The sequence below is a fragment of the Arthrobacter sp. YA7-1 genome (assembly GCF_025960325.1).
In the GTDB taxonomy this organism is placed as follows: Bacteria; Actinomycetota; Actinomycetes; order Actinomycetales; family Micrococcaceae; genus Arthrobacter; species Arthrobacter bambusae_A.
In genome coordinates this window covers 3231850-3250142 of record NZ_CP110114.1, presented here as the reverse complement: position 1 = coordinate 3250142, position 18293 = coordinate 3231850, and the positions used below count along the sequence as shown (strand labels likewise).

Annotated in this window: 13 protein-coding genes; 9 read left to right on the top strand and 4 right to left on the bottom strand. The window is 64.2% G+C overall.

Annotated features, from left to right (window positions below):
- Nucleotides 1–4 precede the first annotated feature (4 nt).
- Entirely contained in the window at nucleotides 5–1015 is a 1011-nt protein-coding gene (gene coaA / locus OIT41_RS15175) for a type I pantothenate kinase (protein ID WP_241707142.1), read from the bottom strand.
- A 132-nt stretch (nucleotides 1016–1147) separates the two neighbouring features.
- Between coaA and glmS the strand changes: the two genes are divergently transcribed.
- The 8 genes from glmS (at nucleotide 1148) to OIT41_RS15135 (ending at nucleotide 13887) form a co-directional block, all read left to right on the top strand.
- Nucleotides 1148–3040 carry a glutamine--fructose-6-phosphate transaminase (isomerizing) gene (gene glmS, locus OIT41_RS15170; protein ID WP_078108117.1) on the top strand — a complete coding sequence of 631 codons (1893 nt, stop codon included), beginning with the start codon at nucleotides 1148–1150 and terminating at the stop codon, nucleotides 3038–3040.
- Nucleotides 3041–3044: 4 nt separating this feature from the next.
- On the top strand, nucleotides 3045–3392 hold the full coding sequence (locus tag OIT41_RS15165; protein ID WP_078108118.1) for a holo-ACP synthase: 348 nt from the start codon (nucleotides 3045–3047) through the stop codon (nucleotides 3390–3392).
- Nucleotides 3393–3406: 14 nt separating this feature from the next.
- The gene (locus OIT41_RS15160) at nucleotides 3407–4951 is read left to right on the top strand and encodes an NAD(P)H-hydrate epimerase (RefSeq protein ID WP_264636733.1); all 1545 of its coding nucleotides are present in this window, start codon (nucleotides 3407–3409) and stop codon (nucleotides 4949–4951) included.
- A 74-nt stretch (nucleotides 4952–5025) separates the two neighbouring features.
- A complete protein-coding gene (gene glgX / locus OIT41_RS15155; protein ID WP_264636732.1) occupies nucleotides 5026–7386 on the top strand; it encodes a glycogen debranching protein GlgX in 2361 nt (786 codons plus the stop codon).
- Complete coding sequence (gene treY / locus OIT41_RS15150; protein WP_264636730.1) at nucleotides 7383–9701, top strand: malto-oligosyltrehalose synthase; 2319 nt, start codon at nucleotides 7383–7385, stop codon at nucleotides 9699–9701. The genes glgX and treY overlap by 4 nt, the downstream gene beginning before the upstream one ends.
- 58 nt (nucleotides 9702–9759) lie before the next feature.
- Nucleotides 9760–11520, top strand: coding sequence for a malto-oligosyltrehalose trehalohydrolase (gene treZ / locus OIT41_RS15145; protein WP_264636729.1), 1761 nt, complete (start codon nucleotides 9760–9762; stop codon nucleotides 11518–11520).
- Between the two features lie 78 nt (nucleotides 11521–11598).
- Nucleotides 11599–12636: an L-glyceraldehyde 3-phosphate reductase gene (mgrA, locus tag OIT41_RS15140; RefSeq protein WP_264636728.1), complete on the top strand. Its 1038-nt coding sequence runs from the start codon at nucleotides 11599–11601 to the stop codon at nucleotides 12634–12636.
- A gap of 165 nt (nucleotides 12637–12801) precedes the next feature.
- Nucleotides 12802–13887, top strand: coding sequence for an inositol-3-phosphate synthase (locus tag OIT41_RS15135; protein WP_078108128.1), 1086 nt, complete (start codon nucleotides 12802–12804; stop codon nucleotides 13885–13887).
- A gap of 110 nt (nucleotides 13888–13997) precedes the next feature.
- On the opposite strand, the gene OIT41_RS15130 is transcribed toward OIT41_RS15135, so the two are convergent.
- A complete protein-coding gene (locus OIT41_RS15130) occupies nucleotides 13998–14393 on the bottom strand; it encodes an endonuclease domain-containing protein (RefSeq protein ID WP_319801827.1) in 396 nt (131 codons plus the stop codon).
- A gap of 139 nt (nucleotides 14394–14532) precedes the next feature.
- Here OIT41_RS15130 and OIT41_RS15125 point away from each other — a divergent pair, with 139 nt between their 5' ends.
- On the top strand, nucleotides 14533–15780 hold the full coding sequence (locus tag OIT41_RS15125; RefSeq protein WP_241711089.1) for an IS256 family transposase: 1248 nt from the start codon (nucleotides 14533–14535) through the stop codon (nucleotides 15778–15780).
- Here the strand turns inward: OIT41_RS15125 and OIT41_RS15120 are convergent.
- Both OIT41_RS15120 and OIT41_RS15115 read right to left on the bottom strand, forming a co-directional pair.
- Nucleotides 15767–16393, bottom strand: coding sequence for a hypothetical protein (locus OIT41_RS15120; RefSeq protein ID WP_264636727.1), 627 nt, complete (start codon nucleotides 16391–16393; stop codon nucleotides 15767–15769). The two genes, OIT41_RS15125 and OIT41_RS15120, sit on opposite strands and share 14 nt — an antisense overlap.
- Nucleotides 16394–16558: 165 nt before the next feature.
- Nucleotides 16559–18253, bottom strand: a complete 1695-nt coding sequence (locus OIT41_RS15115; RefSeq protein WP_264636726.1) for a formate--tetrahydrofolate ligase — start codon at nucleotides 18251–18253, stop codon at nucleotides 16559–16561.
- Nucleotides 18254–18293 lie beyond the last annotated feature (40 nt).

Sequence of the window (18293 nt, the reverse complement as noted above, 5' to 3'; positions counted from 1 at the left end):
CGTGCTAGACCTTTCGGAGCAGCATGCGGCGGATCGAATGGTCGGCATCCTTGGTGAGGACAAGTTGAGCCCTGCCGCGGGTAGGGAGCACGTTTTCCTCAAGGTTGGGTTCGTTGATGCGCTTCCAAATGCCGCGCGCCGTCGCTTCCGCCTCGGCGTCGGAGAGCGTCGCGTAACGGTGGAAGTAGGATTCGGGCTGGGCGAACGCGGTGTTTCGAAGCTTGCGGAAACGGTCCACGTACCAGTCTTCGATGTACGACGTCTTGGCGTCAACATAAATGGAGAAATCGAAGAAGTCGCTCAGCGCCAAGCCCTGCCGGCCGTCCTGCCGGGGACGGGCGGGCGCCAATACATTGAGGCCCTCGACGATGAGCACGTCGGGACGCCGGACCACCACTTCCTTGTCCGGGACGATGTCGTAGGTGACGTGCGAATACCAAGGAGCGCGGACCTCTTCGGCGCCCCCCTTGATGGCACTCACGAAACGAAGCAACGCCCGGCGGTCGTAGGATTCCGGGAAGCCCTTGCGCTCAAGCAAATGCCTGCGCTTCAACTCGGCGAGGGGATACAAGAACCCGTCGGTCGTGATGAGTTCGACGTTCGGAGTGCCGGGCCAACGGCGGAGCATTTCGCGCAGCACGCGGGCAATGGTGGACTTGCCGACCGCCACGGAACCCGCGACGCCGATCACGAAGGGCGTGCGCTGGGTCTGCTCGCCAAGGAAGGTGGTCGTGGCGGCATGAAGCTGCTGTGATGCCTGGACGTAGAGGTGCAACAAGCGGGAGAGCGGAAGGTAGACCTCGCGGATTTCCTTCATGTCCAGGGGATCGCCGAGGCCGCGAAGCCGGATGATGTCCTCTTCGTTAAGCGGCTGCTCCATTTGCGCACCGAGCCGGGACCACGTCTGCCTGTCCAGCTCCACGAACGGAGAGGAGCTGTCGCCGTTCGCTTCATTGCGTTGCAAAGTCACCTTAGAGATTCTGCCCCTCCGCTGGCTGATCCGGAAATACAGCATGAACGGCGGGCAGATTTTGTGTGAGCATGCTCTCCGCAAAGGTACGTGATCCGGCATATTCCGCGGCGTGGCCTGCCCCCGGGCCTGGATATCCTACGTCCATTTCGCGGGGCAACCGCTAGTCTTGTAGGCATGTGTGGAATCGTAGGTTACGTTGGCAATTCATCCCGCCGGGCAGATGCCGGGCACTCGGCTCTCGACGTCGTGCTTGAAGGACTCCGGCGGCTTGAATACCGGGGCTATGATTCAGCCGGAGTTGCAGTGGTGGCTGATGGAACCATCTCAGCCCGCAAGAAGTCCGGAAAGCTGAGCAATCTGTTGAACGAGCTCGACGGAAATCCGCTCCCGGACTCGCTGACCGGCATCGGCCACACACGGTGGGCCACCCACGGCGGACCCACCGACCAGAACGCCCACCCGCATCTGGCCGATGGCGGACGCTTGGCCATGATCCACAACGGAATCATTGAAAACTTCGCCGAACTCAAGCAGGAACTCATCGCCAAGGGCATCACCTTCGAGTCTGAGACGGACACCGAAGTTGCCGCAGCACTTCTGGGCGACATTTTCCGTAACCAGCTCAACGGGGACTCGTCCAACGGACGGCTCACCAAAGCGATGCAGCTTGCCTGCCAGCGGCTCGAAGGCGCGTTCACGCTCCTCGCCGTGCACGCCGAGCGGCCGGACGTCGTCGTGGCCGCCCGCCGCAACTCGCCCCTCGTCGTGGGGCTGGGAGAAGGCGAGAACTTCCTTGGCTCGGACGTTTCCGGTTTCATCGATCACACGCGCCGCGCCGTCGAGCTTGGCCAGGACCAGATCGTCACCATCACGGCCGACACCGTGGAGATCACGGACTTCTTCGGCGCCCCCGCCCAGGGCAAGGAATACCACGTCGACTGGGACCCGGCTTCCGCCGAAAAGGGGGGCTTCAGCTCCTTCATGGAGAAGGAAATCCACGACCAGCCCGACGCCGTCACCCAGACGCTCCTCGGCCGCTCGGACATCAACGGCCAGCTGACCCTGAGTGAGCTCCGGATCGACCCCGAACTGCTGAAGCAGGTCAACAAGATCATCGTCCTGGCTTGTGGCACGGCTGCCTACGCCGGGATGGTCGCCAAGTACGCCATCGAGAACTGGTGCCGTATCCCCACCGAGGTGGAACTCGCGCATGAATTCCGCTACCGCGACCCCATCGTTGACGCCAACACCCTGGTGGTGTCCATCAGCCAGTCCGGCGAAACCATGGACACGCTGATGGCTGTCCGTTACGCCCGTGAACAGGGCGCCAAGACCATCTCCATCTGCAACACCAACGGATCCACCATCCCGCGCGAATCCGACGCCGTTCTGTACACGCACGCCGGACCGGAGATCGCCGTCGCCTCCACCAAGGCGTTCCTGGCCCAGATCACGGCCGCGTACTTGCTCGGTCTCTACCTCGCCCAGCTGCGCGGGAACATCTTCTCCGGCCAGATCAAGGACGTCTTGGCGGACCTGGGCAAGATTCCCGCCCACATCCAGAAGATCCTCGATAACGCAGGTCCGCTCCGCGAACTCGCCCGCAGCATGAAGGACGAGAAGTCGGTGCTCTTCCTCGGCCGCCACGTGGGCTTCCCGGTGGCGCTTGAGGGCGCGTTGAAGCTCAAGGAAATCGCCTACATCCACGCCGAGGGCTTCGCCGCCGGCGAGCTCAAGCACGGTCCGATTGCCCTGATCGACGAAGGGCAGCCCGTCTTTGTTGTGGTCCCGTCGCCGCGCGGCCGCGATTCCCTGCACGCGAAGGTTGTCAGCAACATCCAGGAGATCCGCGCACGCGGTGCGCGCACCCTGGTGATCGCCGAGGAAGGCGACGAAGCCGTGCGTGCATACGCCGAGCACGTTTTCTACGTCCCGCAGACGCCAACGCTCTTGATGCCACTCCTCACGACTGTTCCGCTGCAGATTTTTGCGGCAGAGCTGGCCAAGGCCAAGGGGTACGACGTGGACCAGCCGCGCAACCTCGCCAAGAGTGTGACCGTAGAATAGCCGCATGATTGTTGGCATAGGCGTAGACGTCGTAGACATTGAGCGCTTCGGGCGCCAACTTGAGCGGACCCCGGGCCTCCGTGACCGTTTGTTCGTACCCGCGGAACGCGAACTGAACACGCGGTCCCTGGCCGCGCGTTTCGCGGCCAAGGAAGCGGTGGCAAAGGTCTTGGGGGCTCCCGCGGGCATGAACTGGCAGGACTGCTGGATCGGGCTGGACCAGAACGGCCCCACCATCAAAGTGAAGGGCACCGTGCTGGCAGTCGCCGAGTCCATGGGCGTGAAGCGCTGGCACGTGTCCATGAGCCACGATGGCGGGATCGCCACTGCCATGGTCATCGCCGAATCCTAGCAGCGCAAACAACCATGATCAGCGCCTTCACCGGAACTCAGATCAGGGCAGCGGAACAACCGCTTCTTGATGCCGGCGAGGGCGCTGTTCTCATGCAGCGCGCGGCCAACGGACTGGCTAACGCCGTCGTGGGTGAACTCCGAGCGGAAGGCCGCCGCCTGTACGGCTCGAGCATCACCGTGCTGGCGGGCAAGGGCAACAACGGAGGGGACGGACTCTACGCTGCGGCAACGCTCGCGGGACGCGGCATGCGCACGACGGCGGTACTCACCGCAGGTTCAGCCCATCCTGACGCCCTCGCGGCCTTCCGCGCAGCCGGCGGACGCGTCCATGTCCTGGACGAAGACAATGCCGAAGAACTGGCCGTGCTGGTTGCCGGTGACGATGTGGTCATTGATGCCATCCTGGGTACTGGAGCCAGGGGTGGCCTCCGTGGTTCGGCCGCGGAATTGATTGCGGCCATGGAGGAGCTCAAGCCCGGTCTGGTGGTGGCCTGCGATGTTCCCAGCGGAGTGGACGCTGACACAGGCGAGGTCCATTGGCCGGTATTGACGGCGCGGCTGACCGTGGCGTTCGGGGGAGTCAAAGCCGGTCTGATGGCTGATCCGGGGGAGGGCTGTGCCGGCCGCGTGATCCTCGTGCCCATCGGCATCGAGGAAGGTCTTCCCGTACCCGCCCTGCGTCGTTTCTCGGCCGCTGACCTGGCCGGCGTACTGCCGGACCCGGGACGCCGGGCCCAGAAGTACACCCGGGGAGTCCTGGGCATCGTGGCCGGTTCCGAGCGCTACACCGGGGCTGCGGCTCTCTGTGTCGATGCCGCCTCCGCGGCCGGCGCGGGAATGGTGCGCTACCTCGGTCCGGAAGTCGTGGCGCGGCAGGTCCTGGCACGAACCCCCGAAGCCATCTGGGAGCCGGCCGGGCCAGGCAGGGTCCAGGCGTGGCTCCTCGGCCCTGGCCTGGACGGGGCCGAACAACTCCAGCGGGCCCGCGACGTACTGGCTGCGGCCGCAAGCGCCGGCCAGCCCGCCGTCGTTGACGCCGGAGCCCTCGAGCTCCTGCCGGAACGCTGCCCGCCGAACTGGATTCTCACCCCGCACGCCGGGGAACTCGCTGCCCTTCTCGGCCGGGGCGAAGTGCGCGTCACGCGGGAGGACGTCGAGTCGCGGACCGTGCACTTCGCCCGGCTCGCGGCCGGACACACCGGTGCGGTCGTCCTGCTCAAAGGTGCCACAACGGTGATTGCTTCGCCGTCCGGAGCAGTCTTCAGCCAGTCAGATGGATGCCCGTGGATGTCAACGGCAGGCAGCGGCGACGTCCTTGGCGGCATCGTCGGCGCGCTCGCGGCGGCATACGCGGAATCCGCACTGGACGACGACGGACCTTTCGCCGCCTTGGGGATCGCCCCCGACGCGCGCTGGGCCGCGGTAGCCGCTGTCGGCGCGAGCATCCACGGAATGGCGGGCAGTGCGGCCTCGGCGGGCGGGCCATTGGCGGCTTCCGATATCGCCCGGGCGGTCCCCGGCGTCTTCCGATTTCTCAAGGAACATCGCGTCGGATGACCACGGAAGTTCCGTGAATGTCACATAGTCTGGCTAGGCTGGCAGAAGGTTATCCGGCACACGAAGGAGAACACATGGACGTTTGGCCAGGATCCGCATACCCGTTGGGTGCCACTTTCGATGGCACGGGAACGAACTTCGCGTTGTTCAGCGAGAAGGCGGAGAAGGTGGAGTTGTGTCTCTTCGATGACGACGGGGAAGAGGTTTCCTACACCGTCAGCGAGGTGGACGGCTATGTTTGGCATTGCTACCTTCCGCATGTCCAGCCCGGACAGAAGTATGGCTACCGGGTGCATGGTCCGTATGATCCTGCCGCCGGGCAGCGGTTTAATCCCAACAAGCTCCTCCTGGATCCTTACGCCAAGGCCATCCACCGGCAGATCGACTGGGATCCGGCGCTTTTCTCGTACAACATGGGGGATCCGGACTCCCGTAACGACAAGGACTCCGCGCCCCACATGATGTTGGGTGTGGTCATCAATCCGTTCTTCGATTGGGACGGTGACCACCTTCCGCGGATCCCGTATCACCGGTCCGTGATTTACGAGGCGCATGTCAAGGGCCTGACCCAGCTGCACCCGGAGGTTCCGGAGGAACAGCGCGGCACCTATGCCGGTGTCGCCCACCCGGCGGTGATTTCCCATCTGCAGAAGCTGGGGGTCACGGCGATCGAGCTGATGCCGGTGCACCAGTTCACGAACGACGGCATCCTGCAGGACAAGGGGTTGAACAATTACTGGGGTTACAACACCATCGGGTTCTTCGCCCCGCACAACAGCTACAGTTCCAAGGGCGATACCGGCCAGCAGGTCCAGGACTTCAAGGCCATGGTGCGTTCCCTTCACCGGGCCGGCATCGAGGTCATTCTTGACGTGGTGTACAACCACACGGCCGAGGGCAACCATTTGGGCCCCACGCTGTCCTTCAAGGGCATCGACAACTCCGCGTACTACCGTCTGATGGACGGTGACGAGAAGCATTACATGGACTACACGGGTACGGGCAACTCGTTGAACGTGCGCAGTCCGCATTCGTTGCAGTTGCTGATGGATTCGCTGCGTTACTGGGTCACGGAAATGCATGTGGATGGTTTCCGTTTCGATCTGGCGTCCACGCTGGCCCGTGAGTTCTATGACGTGGACAAGCTGTCCACGTTCTTCGAACTCATCCAGCAGGATCCGGTGGTCTCCCAGGTCAAGCTGATCGCCGAGCCGTGGGACGTGGGTCCGGGCGGCTACCAGGTGGGCAACTTCCCGCCGCAGTGGACGGAATGGAACGGCAAGTACCGGGACACGGTGCGTGACTTCTGGCGCGGCGAGCCTTCGACCCTGGGCGAGTTCGCCTCGAGGTTGACGGGTTCGGCGGATCTTTACGAGCATTCCGGGCGGCGCCCGGTGGCCTCCATCAACTTCGTCACGGCCCACGACGGCTTCACCTTGGCTGACCTGGTGTCCTACAACGAGAAGCACAACGAGGCCAACGGCGAAGGCAACAACGACGGCGAATCGCACAACCGTTCCTGGAACTGCGGTGTTGAAGGGCCTACGGAGGATCCGAAGGTCCTGGGCCTGCGTGCCCGCCAGCAGCGGAACTTCATCGCCTCCATGCTGTTGTCCCAGGGTGTTCCGATGCTGCTGCATGGTGACGAGCTCGGCCGGACGCAGCGGGGCAACAACAACGGTTACTGCCAGGACTCCGAGCTGACGTGGATCAACTGGGACGGCGTGGACCAGCCGCTGGTGGAGTTCACGGCCGCGGTCAGCGCCTTGCGCGCCAAGCATCCGACCTTCCGGCGCAGCCGCTTCTTCGACGGACGCCCGGTACTGAGAGGTGAGGGCGAGAGGCTTCCGGACATCGTATGGCTCGACGTCGACGGAACCACCATGACGCCGTCGGACTGGGACAGTGGCTTCGGACGCTCCGTAGGGGTGTTCCTCAACGGTGACGGGATCCGCGGCCGGGACAACCAAGGCCGGCGCATCACGGACGTCAACTTCCTGCTCTACTTCAACGCCCACGACGACGAAGTCGGCTTCAAGCTGCCCTCGGACGAATACGCACCGGCGTGGGACATCATCATCGACACGGCCGGCGGCGGAGCGGACACCGAGCCCGTGAAGGCGGAAGCAGTCCTGGGCGTCGGAGCCAAATCACTCGTGGTGTTGAGGGCACACAGCGTTCCGGACACGGACCCCGACCATTCCGTAGCCGCGTCCCTTGCCGCGTTGTCGCAGACAGCCACCACCGAAACGGCCTCCTTGACTGCGCCGGCCACACCGGCACCGTCCACCAATCCTCTCCAGGCCGTACCGGAAGAGGCACCCGGACCGAAGAAGCACCATGCATCGGAGCCAAAGGCTGACCCCGAAACCAAGCCAGCCGCTGCGCCGAAAAAGCCCAGAAAGCCACGCGCCCACAAGAACGGGGGATCATGAGGACTCCCGTCTCCACGTACAGGCTCCAGATCAGGTCCTCGTTCACGCTCCAGGACGCGGCGGCCCTCACCGGATATCTGCGCGAGCTGGGGGTGGATTGGGTATACCTGTCGCCTATCCTGACGGCCGAGGAAGGCTCGGACCACGGTTACGACGTCACGGACCCCTCCACGATTGATGCTTCGCGCGGCGGCGCCGAAGGGCTCGCGGCGCTCTCCAAAGCGGCACGGGAAGCCGGCCTCGGAGTCCTCGTCGATATCGTCCCGAATCACATGGGAGTTGCCTCGCCCCCACAAAATGCCTGGTGGTGGTCCCTCCTCAAGGAGGGCAAGGCCTCCCGCTACGCGGAAGCGTTCGACGTCGACTGGGACTTCGGTGGCGGAAAGCTCCGGCTGCCGGTCCTTGGCAGCGATGACGACCTCGACAAGCTCGAAGTGGTCGACGGCGAATTGCGTTACTTCGACCACCGCTTCCCGTTGGCAGAAGGCAGCTACGCCGAGGGTGATGACGCCACGGACGTCCATGCGCGGCAGCACTACGAGCTGGTCGGCTGGCGCCGGGCCGACGACGAACTGAATTACCGCCGGTTCTTCGCGGTCAACACGCTGGCCGGGATACGCGTCGAAATACCCTGGGTCTTCGAGGAAGCCCACTCGGAGATCGCCCGATGGTTCCGTGACGGGCTTGTGGACGGGCTGAGGATCGACCATCCGGACGGGCTCGCGGACCCCGCCGGGTACCTGGAGCGCCTGAAAGAAACCACGGCTGGCTCCTATCTGCTCGTCGAGAAGATCCTGGAGCCCGGGGAAAGCCTTCCGGAGAACTTCGACTGCGAGGGAACCACAGGTTACGACGCCCTCGCCGACGTCGATCGCCTTTTCGTGGATCCCGACGCCGAAGTGCAGCTTGACGCCTTGGACGGCAGGCTCCGGGGCACCGGTTCGCCCGCCGATTACGAGGCCATGATCCACGGCACCAAGCGCCGTATCACGGACGGCATCCTGCATTCGGAAATCCTGCGGCTCGCGAGGCTCGTCCCGGAATCGCCGGAGTTGCCCCGCCTGGAGGTGGCTGACGCCCTGGCCGAGATCATCGCCTCGTTCCACGTCTACCGGAGCTACCTTCCCGACGGCAAAGACACCCTGGTGGAGGCCGTCGAGCGGGCTGCACGGACCAGGCCTGAGCTGGACCAGATCCTCAAAGCGTTGCTCCCCCTCCTGCTGGACGCCGGCCGTGAACTGGGCCGGCGGTTCCAGCAGACGTCAGGGATGGTCATGGCCAAGGGCGTGGAAGACACTGCGTTCTTCCGTTACACGCGCCTTGGAACGCTGACAGAAGTGGGAGCGGACCCCACGGAGTTCGCGTTGTCCACGGCTGGATTCCACGAACGCATGGCCCGCCGCCAGGCGCTGCTCCCGCTGTCCATGACCACCCTGACCACGCACGACACCAAGCGCAGTGAAGACACCCGCGCCAGGATCTCCGCCATCTCCGAGGCAGTCCCGGACTGGGAAGCCTTCGTGGACCGCATGCAGGAACTGGCGCCGATCCCCGACGGGCCACTTGCGGCGCTCATATGGCAAGCCATCGCGGGTGCGTGGCCGGCCAGCCGGGAACGCCTTCAGGGTTACGTCGCCAAAGCAGCACGCGAAGCCGGTAACTCCACCAACTGGACGGAGCCGGACGAAGGCTTCGAAGCGAAGCTGGCCTCCGCCGTCGACGCCGTTTTCGACGTGCCGGAGGTGACGGCCGCCCTCGAAGCGTTCGTTGCACTTCTGGACCCGTATGGAACGTCCAACTCACTGTCGGCGAAGATTGTCCAGCTGACCATGCCGGGCGTACCCGACGTCTACCAAGGCACTGAGTTTTGGGATCGATCACTCACCGACCCCGACAACCGGCGCGCGGTCGACTTCGAACGGCGGAGGGCAGCACTCGCCGCCCTCGACGCCGGTGTCCAGACTGAAGCGCGGGACGAGTTGGCCAAGCTTCTGCTGACGTCCCGGGCACTGCGCCTACGACGCGACCGGCCGGAGCTTTTCGGTGGTTACAGTCCCGTCATGGCAGAGGGGCCCGCAGCCGAACACTTGGTCGCCTTCGACCGCGGCACCGCTTCCGACGGTGGCGGTGCCATCACTTTGGCTACCAGGCTGCCGCGGAAACTTGAGCGAAACGGGGGGTGGGAGGAAACTTTCATTCGGCTCGGGAGCGCGGTCCGGGATGAGCTCACAGGCAACAGTTACGCCCCGGGCGAGGTGCCCGTCGCAAGGCTGCTGCAGAGGTACCCGGTGGCTTTGCTCGTACCCATTGGCTAGCCAAAGCACCGACAAATGCGGGCCAACGAAGCCCGGACGAGACGATTGAGGGGGAGCGATGGCCGAGAAGACCAACGTGGGAAAACGGTTCGATGTATGGGCCCCGTTCGCAGAGTCAGTGACTCTGCTGGCGGACGGTCAGCACCACGAAATGCGATCGCACGACGACGGCGGCGGCGCGGGCTGGTGGGTGGCGGACGTACCCCGGTTGGCCGGGACTGATTACGGCTATCTGGTGAACGGGGAGGGACCCTTTCCCGATCCCAGGTCGCAGCGCCAGCCGGACGGAGTCCATGATCTTTCCCGCACCTTCGACTCCTCGTCTTATGCCTGGAATGATTCGGACTGGGCAGGACGCGGGCTCGGCGGCGCGGTCATCTATGAACTCCACCTCGGGACCTTCACTCCGGAAGGCACCCTCGACTCAGCCGCCGAAAAGCTGGACTACCTCGTTGACCTGGGAATCGACTTCGTGGAGCTCCTGCCGGTCAATGCCTTCAACGGCCCCCACAACTGGGGGTACGACGGCGTGCTGTGGTTCGCCGTCCACGAGGGCTACGGGGGGCCGGAGGCCTATCAGCGATTCGTGGATGCGGCGCATGCCGTCGGACTCGGCGTGATCCAGGATGTGGTCTACAACCATCTGGGCCCCAGCGGGAACTACCTACCGAAATTCGGCCCCTACCTGAAGTCCGGCGAAGGCAACACGTGGGGCGACTCGGTGAACCTGGACGGCTCCGGCTCCGACGAAGTCCGGCAATACATCCTGGACAACGCCGCCATGTGGTTGGATGACTTCCACGTTGACGGGCTGCGCCTCGACGCCGTCCATGCCCTCCGCGATGAGCGGGCCGTCCATATCCTGGAGGACCTCGCCAGCCTCGCGGATGGCATCGAAGCCGAAACCGGCGTCCCCAAGACCCTGATCGCGGAATCGGACCTGAACAATCCGCGCCTCATTTACCGCCGGGATACCAACGGCTACGGACTGGACGGACAGTGGAGCGACGATTTCCACCACGCCGTGCACGTGAACCTCACCGGGGAGACGGCTGGCTACTACGCGGATTTCGATTCCTTGGGCGCACTGGCGAAGGTGCTTGAACACGGTTTCTTCCATGACGGGAGCTACTCTAGCTTTCGCGGCAGGCATCATGGCCGGCCCATCCGGCCGGGGCTGGTTCATCCTGCCGCGCTGGTGGTCTGCAACCAAAACCACGATCAAATCGGAAACCGCGCCGCCGGTGACCGCCTGAGTTCGAGCCTGTCCTACGGCAGGCTGGCGCTCGCCGCCGTGCTGACTATGACGTCGCCGTTCACCCCGATGCTCTTCATGGGCGAAGAATTCGGCGCGTCCACGCCGTGGCAGTTCTTCACCTCGCATCCCGAGGAATGGCTGGCGGAGGCCACAGCGACGGGCCGGCTCAAGGAATTCGAACGGATGGGCTGGGACCCTGCGTTGGTGCCCAACCCCCAGGATCCGGAGACGTTTGAACGCTCCAAGCTCAAGTGGGAGGAAGCCCACGACGGCGATCACGCCCGATTGCTGGACCTTTACCGGGCGTTGGCGAAGCTCAGGCGCTCGACGCCGGAGCTCGCCGGGGGCGGGTTCACCGACACCCACGTCGACTTCAGCGAAGAGGACAAATGGCTGGTTCTCAGCCGGGGCGCCGTGCGGGTAGCCTGCAACTTCGGGGACCAGACCCTGACGAAGGCTATGGACGGCGAAGTCTTGCTTGCCACGGAGTCTTCGGCCGCCGTCGGGAACGGAAAGCTGACGCTCCCGGGGGAGAGCGCCGCCGTCGTGCGCCTTAGCTGACAGCGAGCCGGAAGGTGACCGCGCCCACATGGCGGACATTGCGCTTCGAGCCTCGAAGGCGGTGGCAGGATGGTACGTATGACTTATTCGGCTGCGGAAAACCGCTATGAAACCATGCCCTACCGCCGCGTCGGACGCAGCGGCCTCAAACTTCCCGCGATCTCGCTGGGACTATGGCATAACTTCGGCGACGACAAGCGTTTCGAAGAGCAGCGCGCCATCCTCCGCAGGGCCTTCGACCTGGGGATCAACCACTTCGACCTCGCCAACAACTACGGTCCGCCGGACGGTTCGGCGGAAACGAACTTCGGCCGCCACCTGAAGGACGACTTCAAGCCGTACCGCGACGAACTCGTCATTTCCACCAAGGCCGGCTACTACATGTGGCCGGGCCCCTACGGAGAATGGGGCTCCCGCAAGTACCTTCTCTCCAGCCTGGACCAGTCGCTCCAGCGCATGGGACTGGACTACGTGGACATCTTCTACAGCCACCGTCCCGATCCCGAAACCCCGCTGGAAGAAACCATGGGCGCCCTGGACCACGCCGTCCGTTCGGGCAAAGCGCTCTATGCCGGGATCTCTTCGTACACCCCGGACCAGACCCTTGAGGCGGCCCGGATCCTCAAGGAGATGGGCACGCCGTTGCTCATCCACCAGCCCAGCTATTCCATGCTCAACCGCTGGACGGAGAACGGTGCGCCCAACCTCTACGAAACGCTCGACCAGGTTGGCGCGGGATCCATCGCCTTCTCCCCGCTGGCTCAGGGAATGCTCACCAACCGCTACCTGAACGGCATCCCGGCCGACTCGCGTGCCGCCAAGGAACGGTTCTTGTCCGAATCAGCGCTGACCGAGGAAAAGCTGAGCCGGGTGCGTGGCTTGAATGCCATCGCCGAAGGGCGCGGCCAGACCCTCGCCCAGATGGCTATCGCCTGGATCCTGCGCGAGCAGCCCAAGGGTTCGCCTGTGACATCGGCATTGGTGGGCGCGTCAAGCGTCGCCCAGCTGGAGGACACTGTGTCCGCGATCAACAACCTCGGCTTCACGTCGGAGGAACTGACAGCAATTGACGAGTTCGCCGTCGAATCCGACATCAATCTGTGGGCGCAGAAGTAGATTCGCAAACTTAATTCACGAGCGGGGCCGGCTGGGAACAAAGCCGGCCCCGTTCGGGTTGGTTACAATGCAAAGAGCGTCGAATGGCGCTGTGCCTTTAAGACGCCGTCCTGCACTCAGGTACGGACGCGCAAGGCACCTGAGGTTAGTTCTCAAAGGAGTTCCGTGTCTTCACATCCGATTCGTGTCGCCATTGTCGGCGTAGGTAACTGCGCCGCTTCGCTGGTCCAAGGTGTCCACTACTATCGCGATGCCGACCCCCAGGCCACGATTCCGGGTCTGATGCATGTCGAGTTCGGCAAGTACCACGTCAACGACGTCCAGTTCGTCGCTGCCTTCGACGTCGACAGCAAGAAGGTCGGCCTCGACCTCGCTGACGCCATCGGCGCCAGCGAAAACAACACCATCAAGATTGCCGACGTCCCCTCGACGGGCGTGACCGTGCAGCGCGGCCACACCCTGGACGGCTTGGGCAAGTACTACCGCGAGACCATCGTCGAGGCTCCGGAAGAAGCAGTGGACATCGTCGCCGCACTGCGCGAAGCCAAGGCCGACGTCATGGTCTGCTACCTGCCCGTCGGTTCCGAGGACGCTGCACACTTCTACGCGCAGTGCGCCATCGACGCCGGTGTTGCCTTCGTCAACGCCCTGCCGGTCTTCATCGCGGGCACCAAGGAATGGGCCGACAAGTTCACCGCCGCCGGTGTGCCGATCGTCGGCGATGACATCAAGAGCCAGATCGGCGCCACCATCACGCACCGCGTCATGGCCAAGCTCTTCGAAGACCGCGGCGTCACGCTGGACCGCACGTACCAGCTGAACGTCGGCGGCAACATGGACTTCAAGAACATGCTGGAGCGCGACCGCCTGGAATCCAAGAAGATCTCCAAGACCCAGGCTGTGACCTCCAACGTCGAGGCCGTCCTGCACGCCGACGACGTCCACATCGGGCCGTCCGACTACGTCGCCTGGCTCGATGACCGCAAATGGGCGTTCGTCCGCCTCGAAGGCCGCAACTTCGGCGATGCCCCGGTGTCCCTGGAATACAAGCTCGAGGTCTGGGACTCCCCGAACTCTGCCGGCGTGATCATCGACGCCATCCGCGCCGCCAAGATCGGCCTGGACCGCGGTATCGGCGGCCCGCTGCTCTCGGCTTCGAGCTACTTCATGAAGTCCCCGCCGGAGCAGTTCAACGACGACCTCGCCCGCGAAAAGGTCGAGGCCTTCATCCGCGGCGACGTGGAGCGCTAAACGCCCGCTCACTTATATCGGGTTTTGGCCGGACGCCCGCTCACCTATGTGGGGTTTTGGCCGGACGCCCGCTCACCTTCAGGTGAGCGGGCGTCCGCCGTTTAAGCTCACTACACGGCACTTGCAAACCCGGATGCGACGGCAGGATCGACCCACGCTGATCGCAGCGCCTTCTTGATCTTCTTGGTGGCCAGCTCGAATCCATCTGCCAGATCGTCCTTGCGGAACACGAGGACGGTCCACCCGGCAGCTTCGAAGGCTTTGTTCCGGCGTCGATCACTAAGTGTCTGGGCCTCCGCGAGGTGATGGCCGCCGTCGTACTGAATGGCGACCCGCCTGTGGCGGAACCCCAAATCCGCCGACGGCGAGAACGGATCGTCACTTCGCAAGCCGAGCTGGAGTTCGGGTTCGGGGATTCCCGCGTCCAGCATGGCCAAGCGAAGCAGGGACTCCGGGGGAGAGTCCGCGCCCACGCGCATCAGTTCGAGCGCCTGCCGGGCACGCACGACGCCCTGTAAATTTGGGTTATGTCCCGCCGAGTGGTGTAGATCTCAGCGGTTGCGCGTTGCTCCGGCAACGTAGTGAGCCATCGTGCGATGGTCAGTGAGTACCGATCAAAGAACTCACAAAGGACACAAACACACGATGGCTCTAGACCAGTCTGCCCTGCTTGACCTCCTTGGCCAACTGAAACTCACCGATGTCTCCGATCGGATCCGTGCCGCGACCGAAACCCTGTACCAGCAGCTCATCGAGGCCGAGGCGACCGCGTTCATCGGCGCCGCCCCGTTCGAACGCTCCGAGGCACGGACCACACAGCGCAACGGGTCCCGGCCCAGGACCCTGACGACCACCGCCGGGGACCTGAACCTGAAGATCCCCAAGCTGCGGAACGGGTCGTTTTTCCCGGCTCTGCTGGAACGCCGCCGCCGCGTCGACCAGGCCCTCTACGCTGTCGTGATGGAGGCCTACCTGCACGGGGTCTCCACCCGGAAGGTCGATGACCTGGTCAAAGCGCTCGGGGCCGACACCGGGATCTCCAAGTCCGAAGTTTCCCGGATTTGCGAGGACCTGGACCACGAAGTCGGCGCGTTCCGGGACCGCGACCTCTCGGCCATGGACTACCCGTACGTGTTCCTCGACGCCACCTACTGCAAGGCCCGCGTCGGGCACCGCGTCGTGTCCCAGGCCGTCGTGGTCGCCTTCGGCGTGGCCGCGGACGGGCGCCGGGAAGTCCTGGGCTTCGACGTCGGCGACAGCGAGAACGAGGGATTCTGGACCGCGTTCCTGCGGTCCTTGAAGGCCCGCGGACTGGACGGAGTGAAACTGGTGATCTCCGACGCCCACACCGGCCTGAAGAAAGCCATCGGCACGGTGTTCCAGGGCGCGACGTGGCAGCGCTGCCGAGTGCATTTCATGCGCAATGTGCTCTCGACCGTGCCGAAGGGATCCCAAGACATGGTCGCCTCGATCATCCGCACCGCCTTCGCCCAGCCCGACGCCGGGCACGTGAACACCCAGTTCGACGAGGTCACCCGGATGCTTCTCAAATCCCACCCGAAGGTCGCCGCGATGCTCGGCGACGCACGGGACGACGTGCTCGCGTTCACTGGATTCCCGGCCAGGCACTGGCGCCAGATCTGGTCCACGAATCCCATGGAACGCGTCAACAAAGAGATCAAGAGACGCACCGACGTCGTCGGCGTCTTCCCCAACCCGGCTGCCCTTCTCCGGCTCGCCGGTGCGGTCCTCGTCGAGCAACACGACGAATGGGAAGCAGGCGACCGCCGCTACCTCTCCGAGGCCTCCATGACCGAACTCAAGGCCATGAACACGACCCCCGCCACGCCGATCGCGGAGGCGATTTTGCTTCCCGAACTCACGGCAGCATAATCAAATAACTGACCTGCACGGTGTCGAGAAAACTCCACCACTCAGCGGGACGTAACCGTAAATTTGGATGCCGTTCGACCAAGGCGCGCAGTCCTTCGAGGGTGGCGAAGGGTGTGTCCCTCCCTTCCAGCGCCTGGCGGGGTACGCGAATCAGCTCGTCGCCCATACAGACGAGGTAGTCCAAAGGCAGCAGCCGGGCCATGTCCAGCCAAGTGCGGGGCCGGGTGCTGATCCGTATTCCGTCAACGGATTCGACCTCGTCCTCGGCCGCGATCACCCTGTGCCCGATCACGCCCATGCGGCGGGCTCCGGGCAACGATCGCGGTTTGCTGAGGTGCAGCTCCGTCGAATCGGCAAGCCAGGGCGGAAGGCTGGAGTAGCGAAGGCGCGCCGCCGTCACGTGCGAGATCCAGGCACCGGGGGTGGCGGCCGACAGCGCACGGGCGGCTGCCTCCAGATCGAAGTCCCAGCCGCTCGGGCGGTAGAGGTTACGGCTGACGCGCTCGACGTCGGCGCGAAGCAGGCGGCCGCGCGGGACGCCCCGGGCTTGGGCCTCGGCGAGCGTGAACGGACCTGAAAGCAGTTCAGTGGGAAGGGCAAACTCGTTTCGCATACCCGCATTGTTGCGCAAACGGGCGGGGGCTCGCAGAAGTTATCCACAGGCCCGGGATTCGGCCGAGGGTCCGGCCGCCTTCAGGTGCCACAGGTGAGCGAGCGTCGCGCGAAAGGGTCATATAGGTGAGCGTCCCCGTGAAAGGGCCATATAGGTGAGCGAGGGTCAGAAGAGGCCCACCGGGTTGCCGTGCTCATCGACGTCCATTCGCATCGCGGCGGGCTCCTTGGGCAAGCCGGGCATCGTCATGACCGCACCGGTCAGTGCGACGATGAAGCCCGCCCCGGTCTTGGGAATCAGCTCACGGACATGCACCGTAAATCCCTTGGGGGCACCCAACTGGGAGGCGTCGTCGGTGAATGAATATTGGGTCTTCGCCATGCAGACGGGCATCCCGCTCCAGCCATTTTTCCGGATGTCCGCGAGGCGCCTGAGCGCGGGGACGGAGAACTCCACACCGTCGGCGCCGTAGATTTCCTGGACTATCGTGCGGATCTTGTCCTCCACTGACAGGCTCAGGGGATACAAATGACGGAAGTCCGACGGCGTTGCTGCCGCCAGCACTGCGGCGACCTTCGCCGCAAGCTCGTCGCCGCCGTCGCCGCCTCCACCTCTGCCCCAGACATCCGCCACCGCTGCCTGCACTCCCTCCCGGGCGCACCAGGCCAGCAGCCAGTCGAGCTCTTCTGTTGTGTCCGTCGCGAACTTGTTGATGGCAACGACCGGGGTGACGCCAAACTTCTCGATATTGTGCACATGCCGTTTCAAGTTTTCGACGCCGGCAGCGAGCGCCTCAACGTTCGGCTCCTTGAGAAGCTCCTTCGGGATGCCCCCTTGCATCTTCAGCGCCCGGATTGTTGCGACCACGACGACGGCCGACGGCGCCACGTCCGCGATGCGCGACTTGATGTCCATGTACTTTTCGGCCCCAAGGTCGGCGCCGAATCCCGCTTCCGTGACCACGATGTCGGCGAGCTCCTGGGCCGTTTGTGTGGCGATGAGAGAGTTGCAGCCGTGTGCGATGTTGGCGAACGGCCCGCCATGCACCAGGGCCGGCGTCCCTGCGATGGTTTGAACGAGGTTCGGTTTGATAGCGTCCTTCAGCAGCATGGTCAGTGCGCCCTGGACACCGAGATCAGCCACGGTGACCGGCCGCCGGTCATAGCTGTATCCAAAGGTGATGCGGCCGAGGCGCTCGCGGAGATCATCCAAGTCCGTCGCGAGGCAGAAGACGGCCATGATTTCGGACGCCACGGTGATGTCGAAGCCGTCCTGCCGCGGGACTCCTTGAGCGGGCCCGCCCAGGCCGATGATGACTTCGCGCAGCGAGCGGTCGTTCATATCGAGGACCCGTTTGAACGTCATGCGGCGGGGGTCGATGTTGAGCTCGTTGCCTTGGAAGATGTGGTTGTCCACGAGGGCCATGAGGGCGTTATTGGCGGACGTGATTGCGTGGAAGTCGCCGGTGAAATGCAGGTTGATCTCGTCCATGGGAAGAACCTGGGAGTAGCCGCCACCGGTCGCTCCTCCCTTCATGCCCAGGATCGGCCCAAGGGAGGGTTCGCGCAGCGCGATCATCACGCGGTGGCCAGCCCGTGCCAAGGAATCGGCAAGGCCCACCGTGGTTGTGGACTTTCCCTCGCCCGCCGGCGTCGGGGACATGGCCGAGACGAGGACGATCTTGCCGGCACGTTTGGCATCAGGGAGACGCAGTTTGGCAGGATCGATCTTCGCCTTGAACCGGCCGAACAGTTCCAAGGCATCGACGTTGATCCCGGCACGCTCTGCGATTTCCACGATGGGACGCATCGCCGCACTCCGGGCAATGTCGAGGTCGCTCAAGATCTTGTTTTCAGACATCCTTGTCCTCAACTCCTCGGGAACACTGTCCGCGACAATC

Excerpts from the sequence above, each read along its gene's own strand:
- treY (WP_264636730.1), top strand. The coding sequence starts at position 7,383 with ATGAGGACTCCCGTCTCCACGTACAGGCTCCAGATCAGGTCCTCGTTC.
- OIT41_RS15115 (WP_264636726.1), bottom strand. The coding sequence starts at position 18,253 with ATGTCTGAAAACAAGATCTTGAGCGACCTCGACATTGCCCGGAGTGCG.
- glmS (WP_078108117.1), top strand. The coding sequence starts at position 1,148 with ATGTGTGGAATCGTAGGTTACGTTGGCAATTCATCCCGCCGGGCAGAT.
- treZ (WP_264636729.1), top strand. The coding sequence starts at position 9,760 with ATGGCCGAGAAGACCAACGTGGGAAAACGGTTCGATGTATGGGCCCCG.
- OIT41_RS15120 (WP_264636727.1), bottom strand. The coding sequence starts at position 16,393 with ATGCGAAACGAGTTTGCCCTTCCCACTGAACTGCTTTCAGGTCCGTTC.
- OIT41_RS15165 (WP_078108118.1), top strand. The coding sequence starts at position 3,045 with ATGATTGTTGGCATAGGCGTAGACGTCGTAGACATTGAGCGCTTCGGG.
- OIT41_RS15160 (WP_264636733.1), top strand. The coding sequence starts at position 3,407 with ATGATCAGCGCCTTCACCGGAACTCAGATCAGGGCAGCGGAACAACCG.
- mgrA (WP_264636728.1), top strand. The coding sequence starts at position 11,599 with ATGACTTATTCGGCTGCGGAAAACCGCTATGAAACCATGCCCTACCGC.
- OIT41_RS15125 (WP_241711089.1), top strand. The coding sequence starts at position 14,533 with ATGGCTCTAGACCAGTCTGCCCTGCTTGACCTCCTTGGCCAACTGAAA.
- coaA (WP_241707142.1), bottom strand. The coding sequence starts at position 1,015 with ATGCTGTATTTCCGGATCAGCCAGCGGAGGGGCAGAATCTCTAAGGTG.
- glgX (WP_264636732.1), top strand. The coding sequence starts at position 5,026 with ATGGACGTTTGGCCAGGATCCGCATACCCGTTGGGTGCCACTTTCGAT.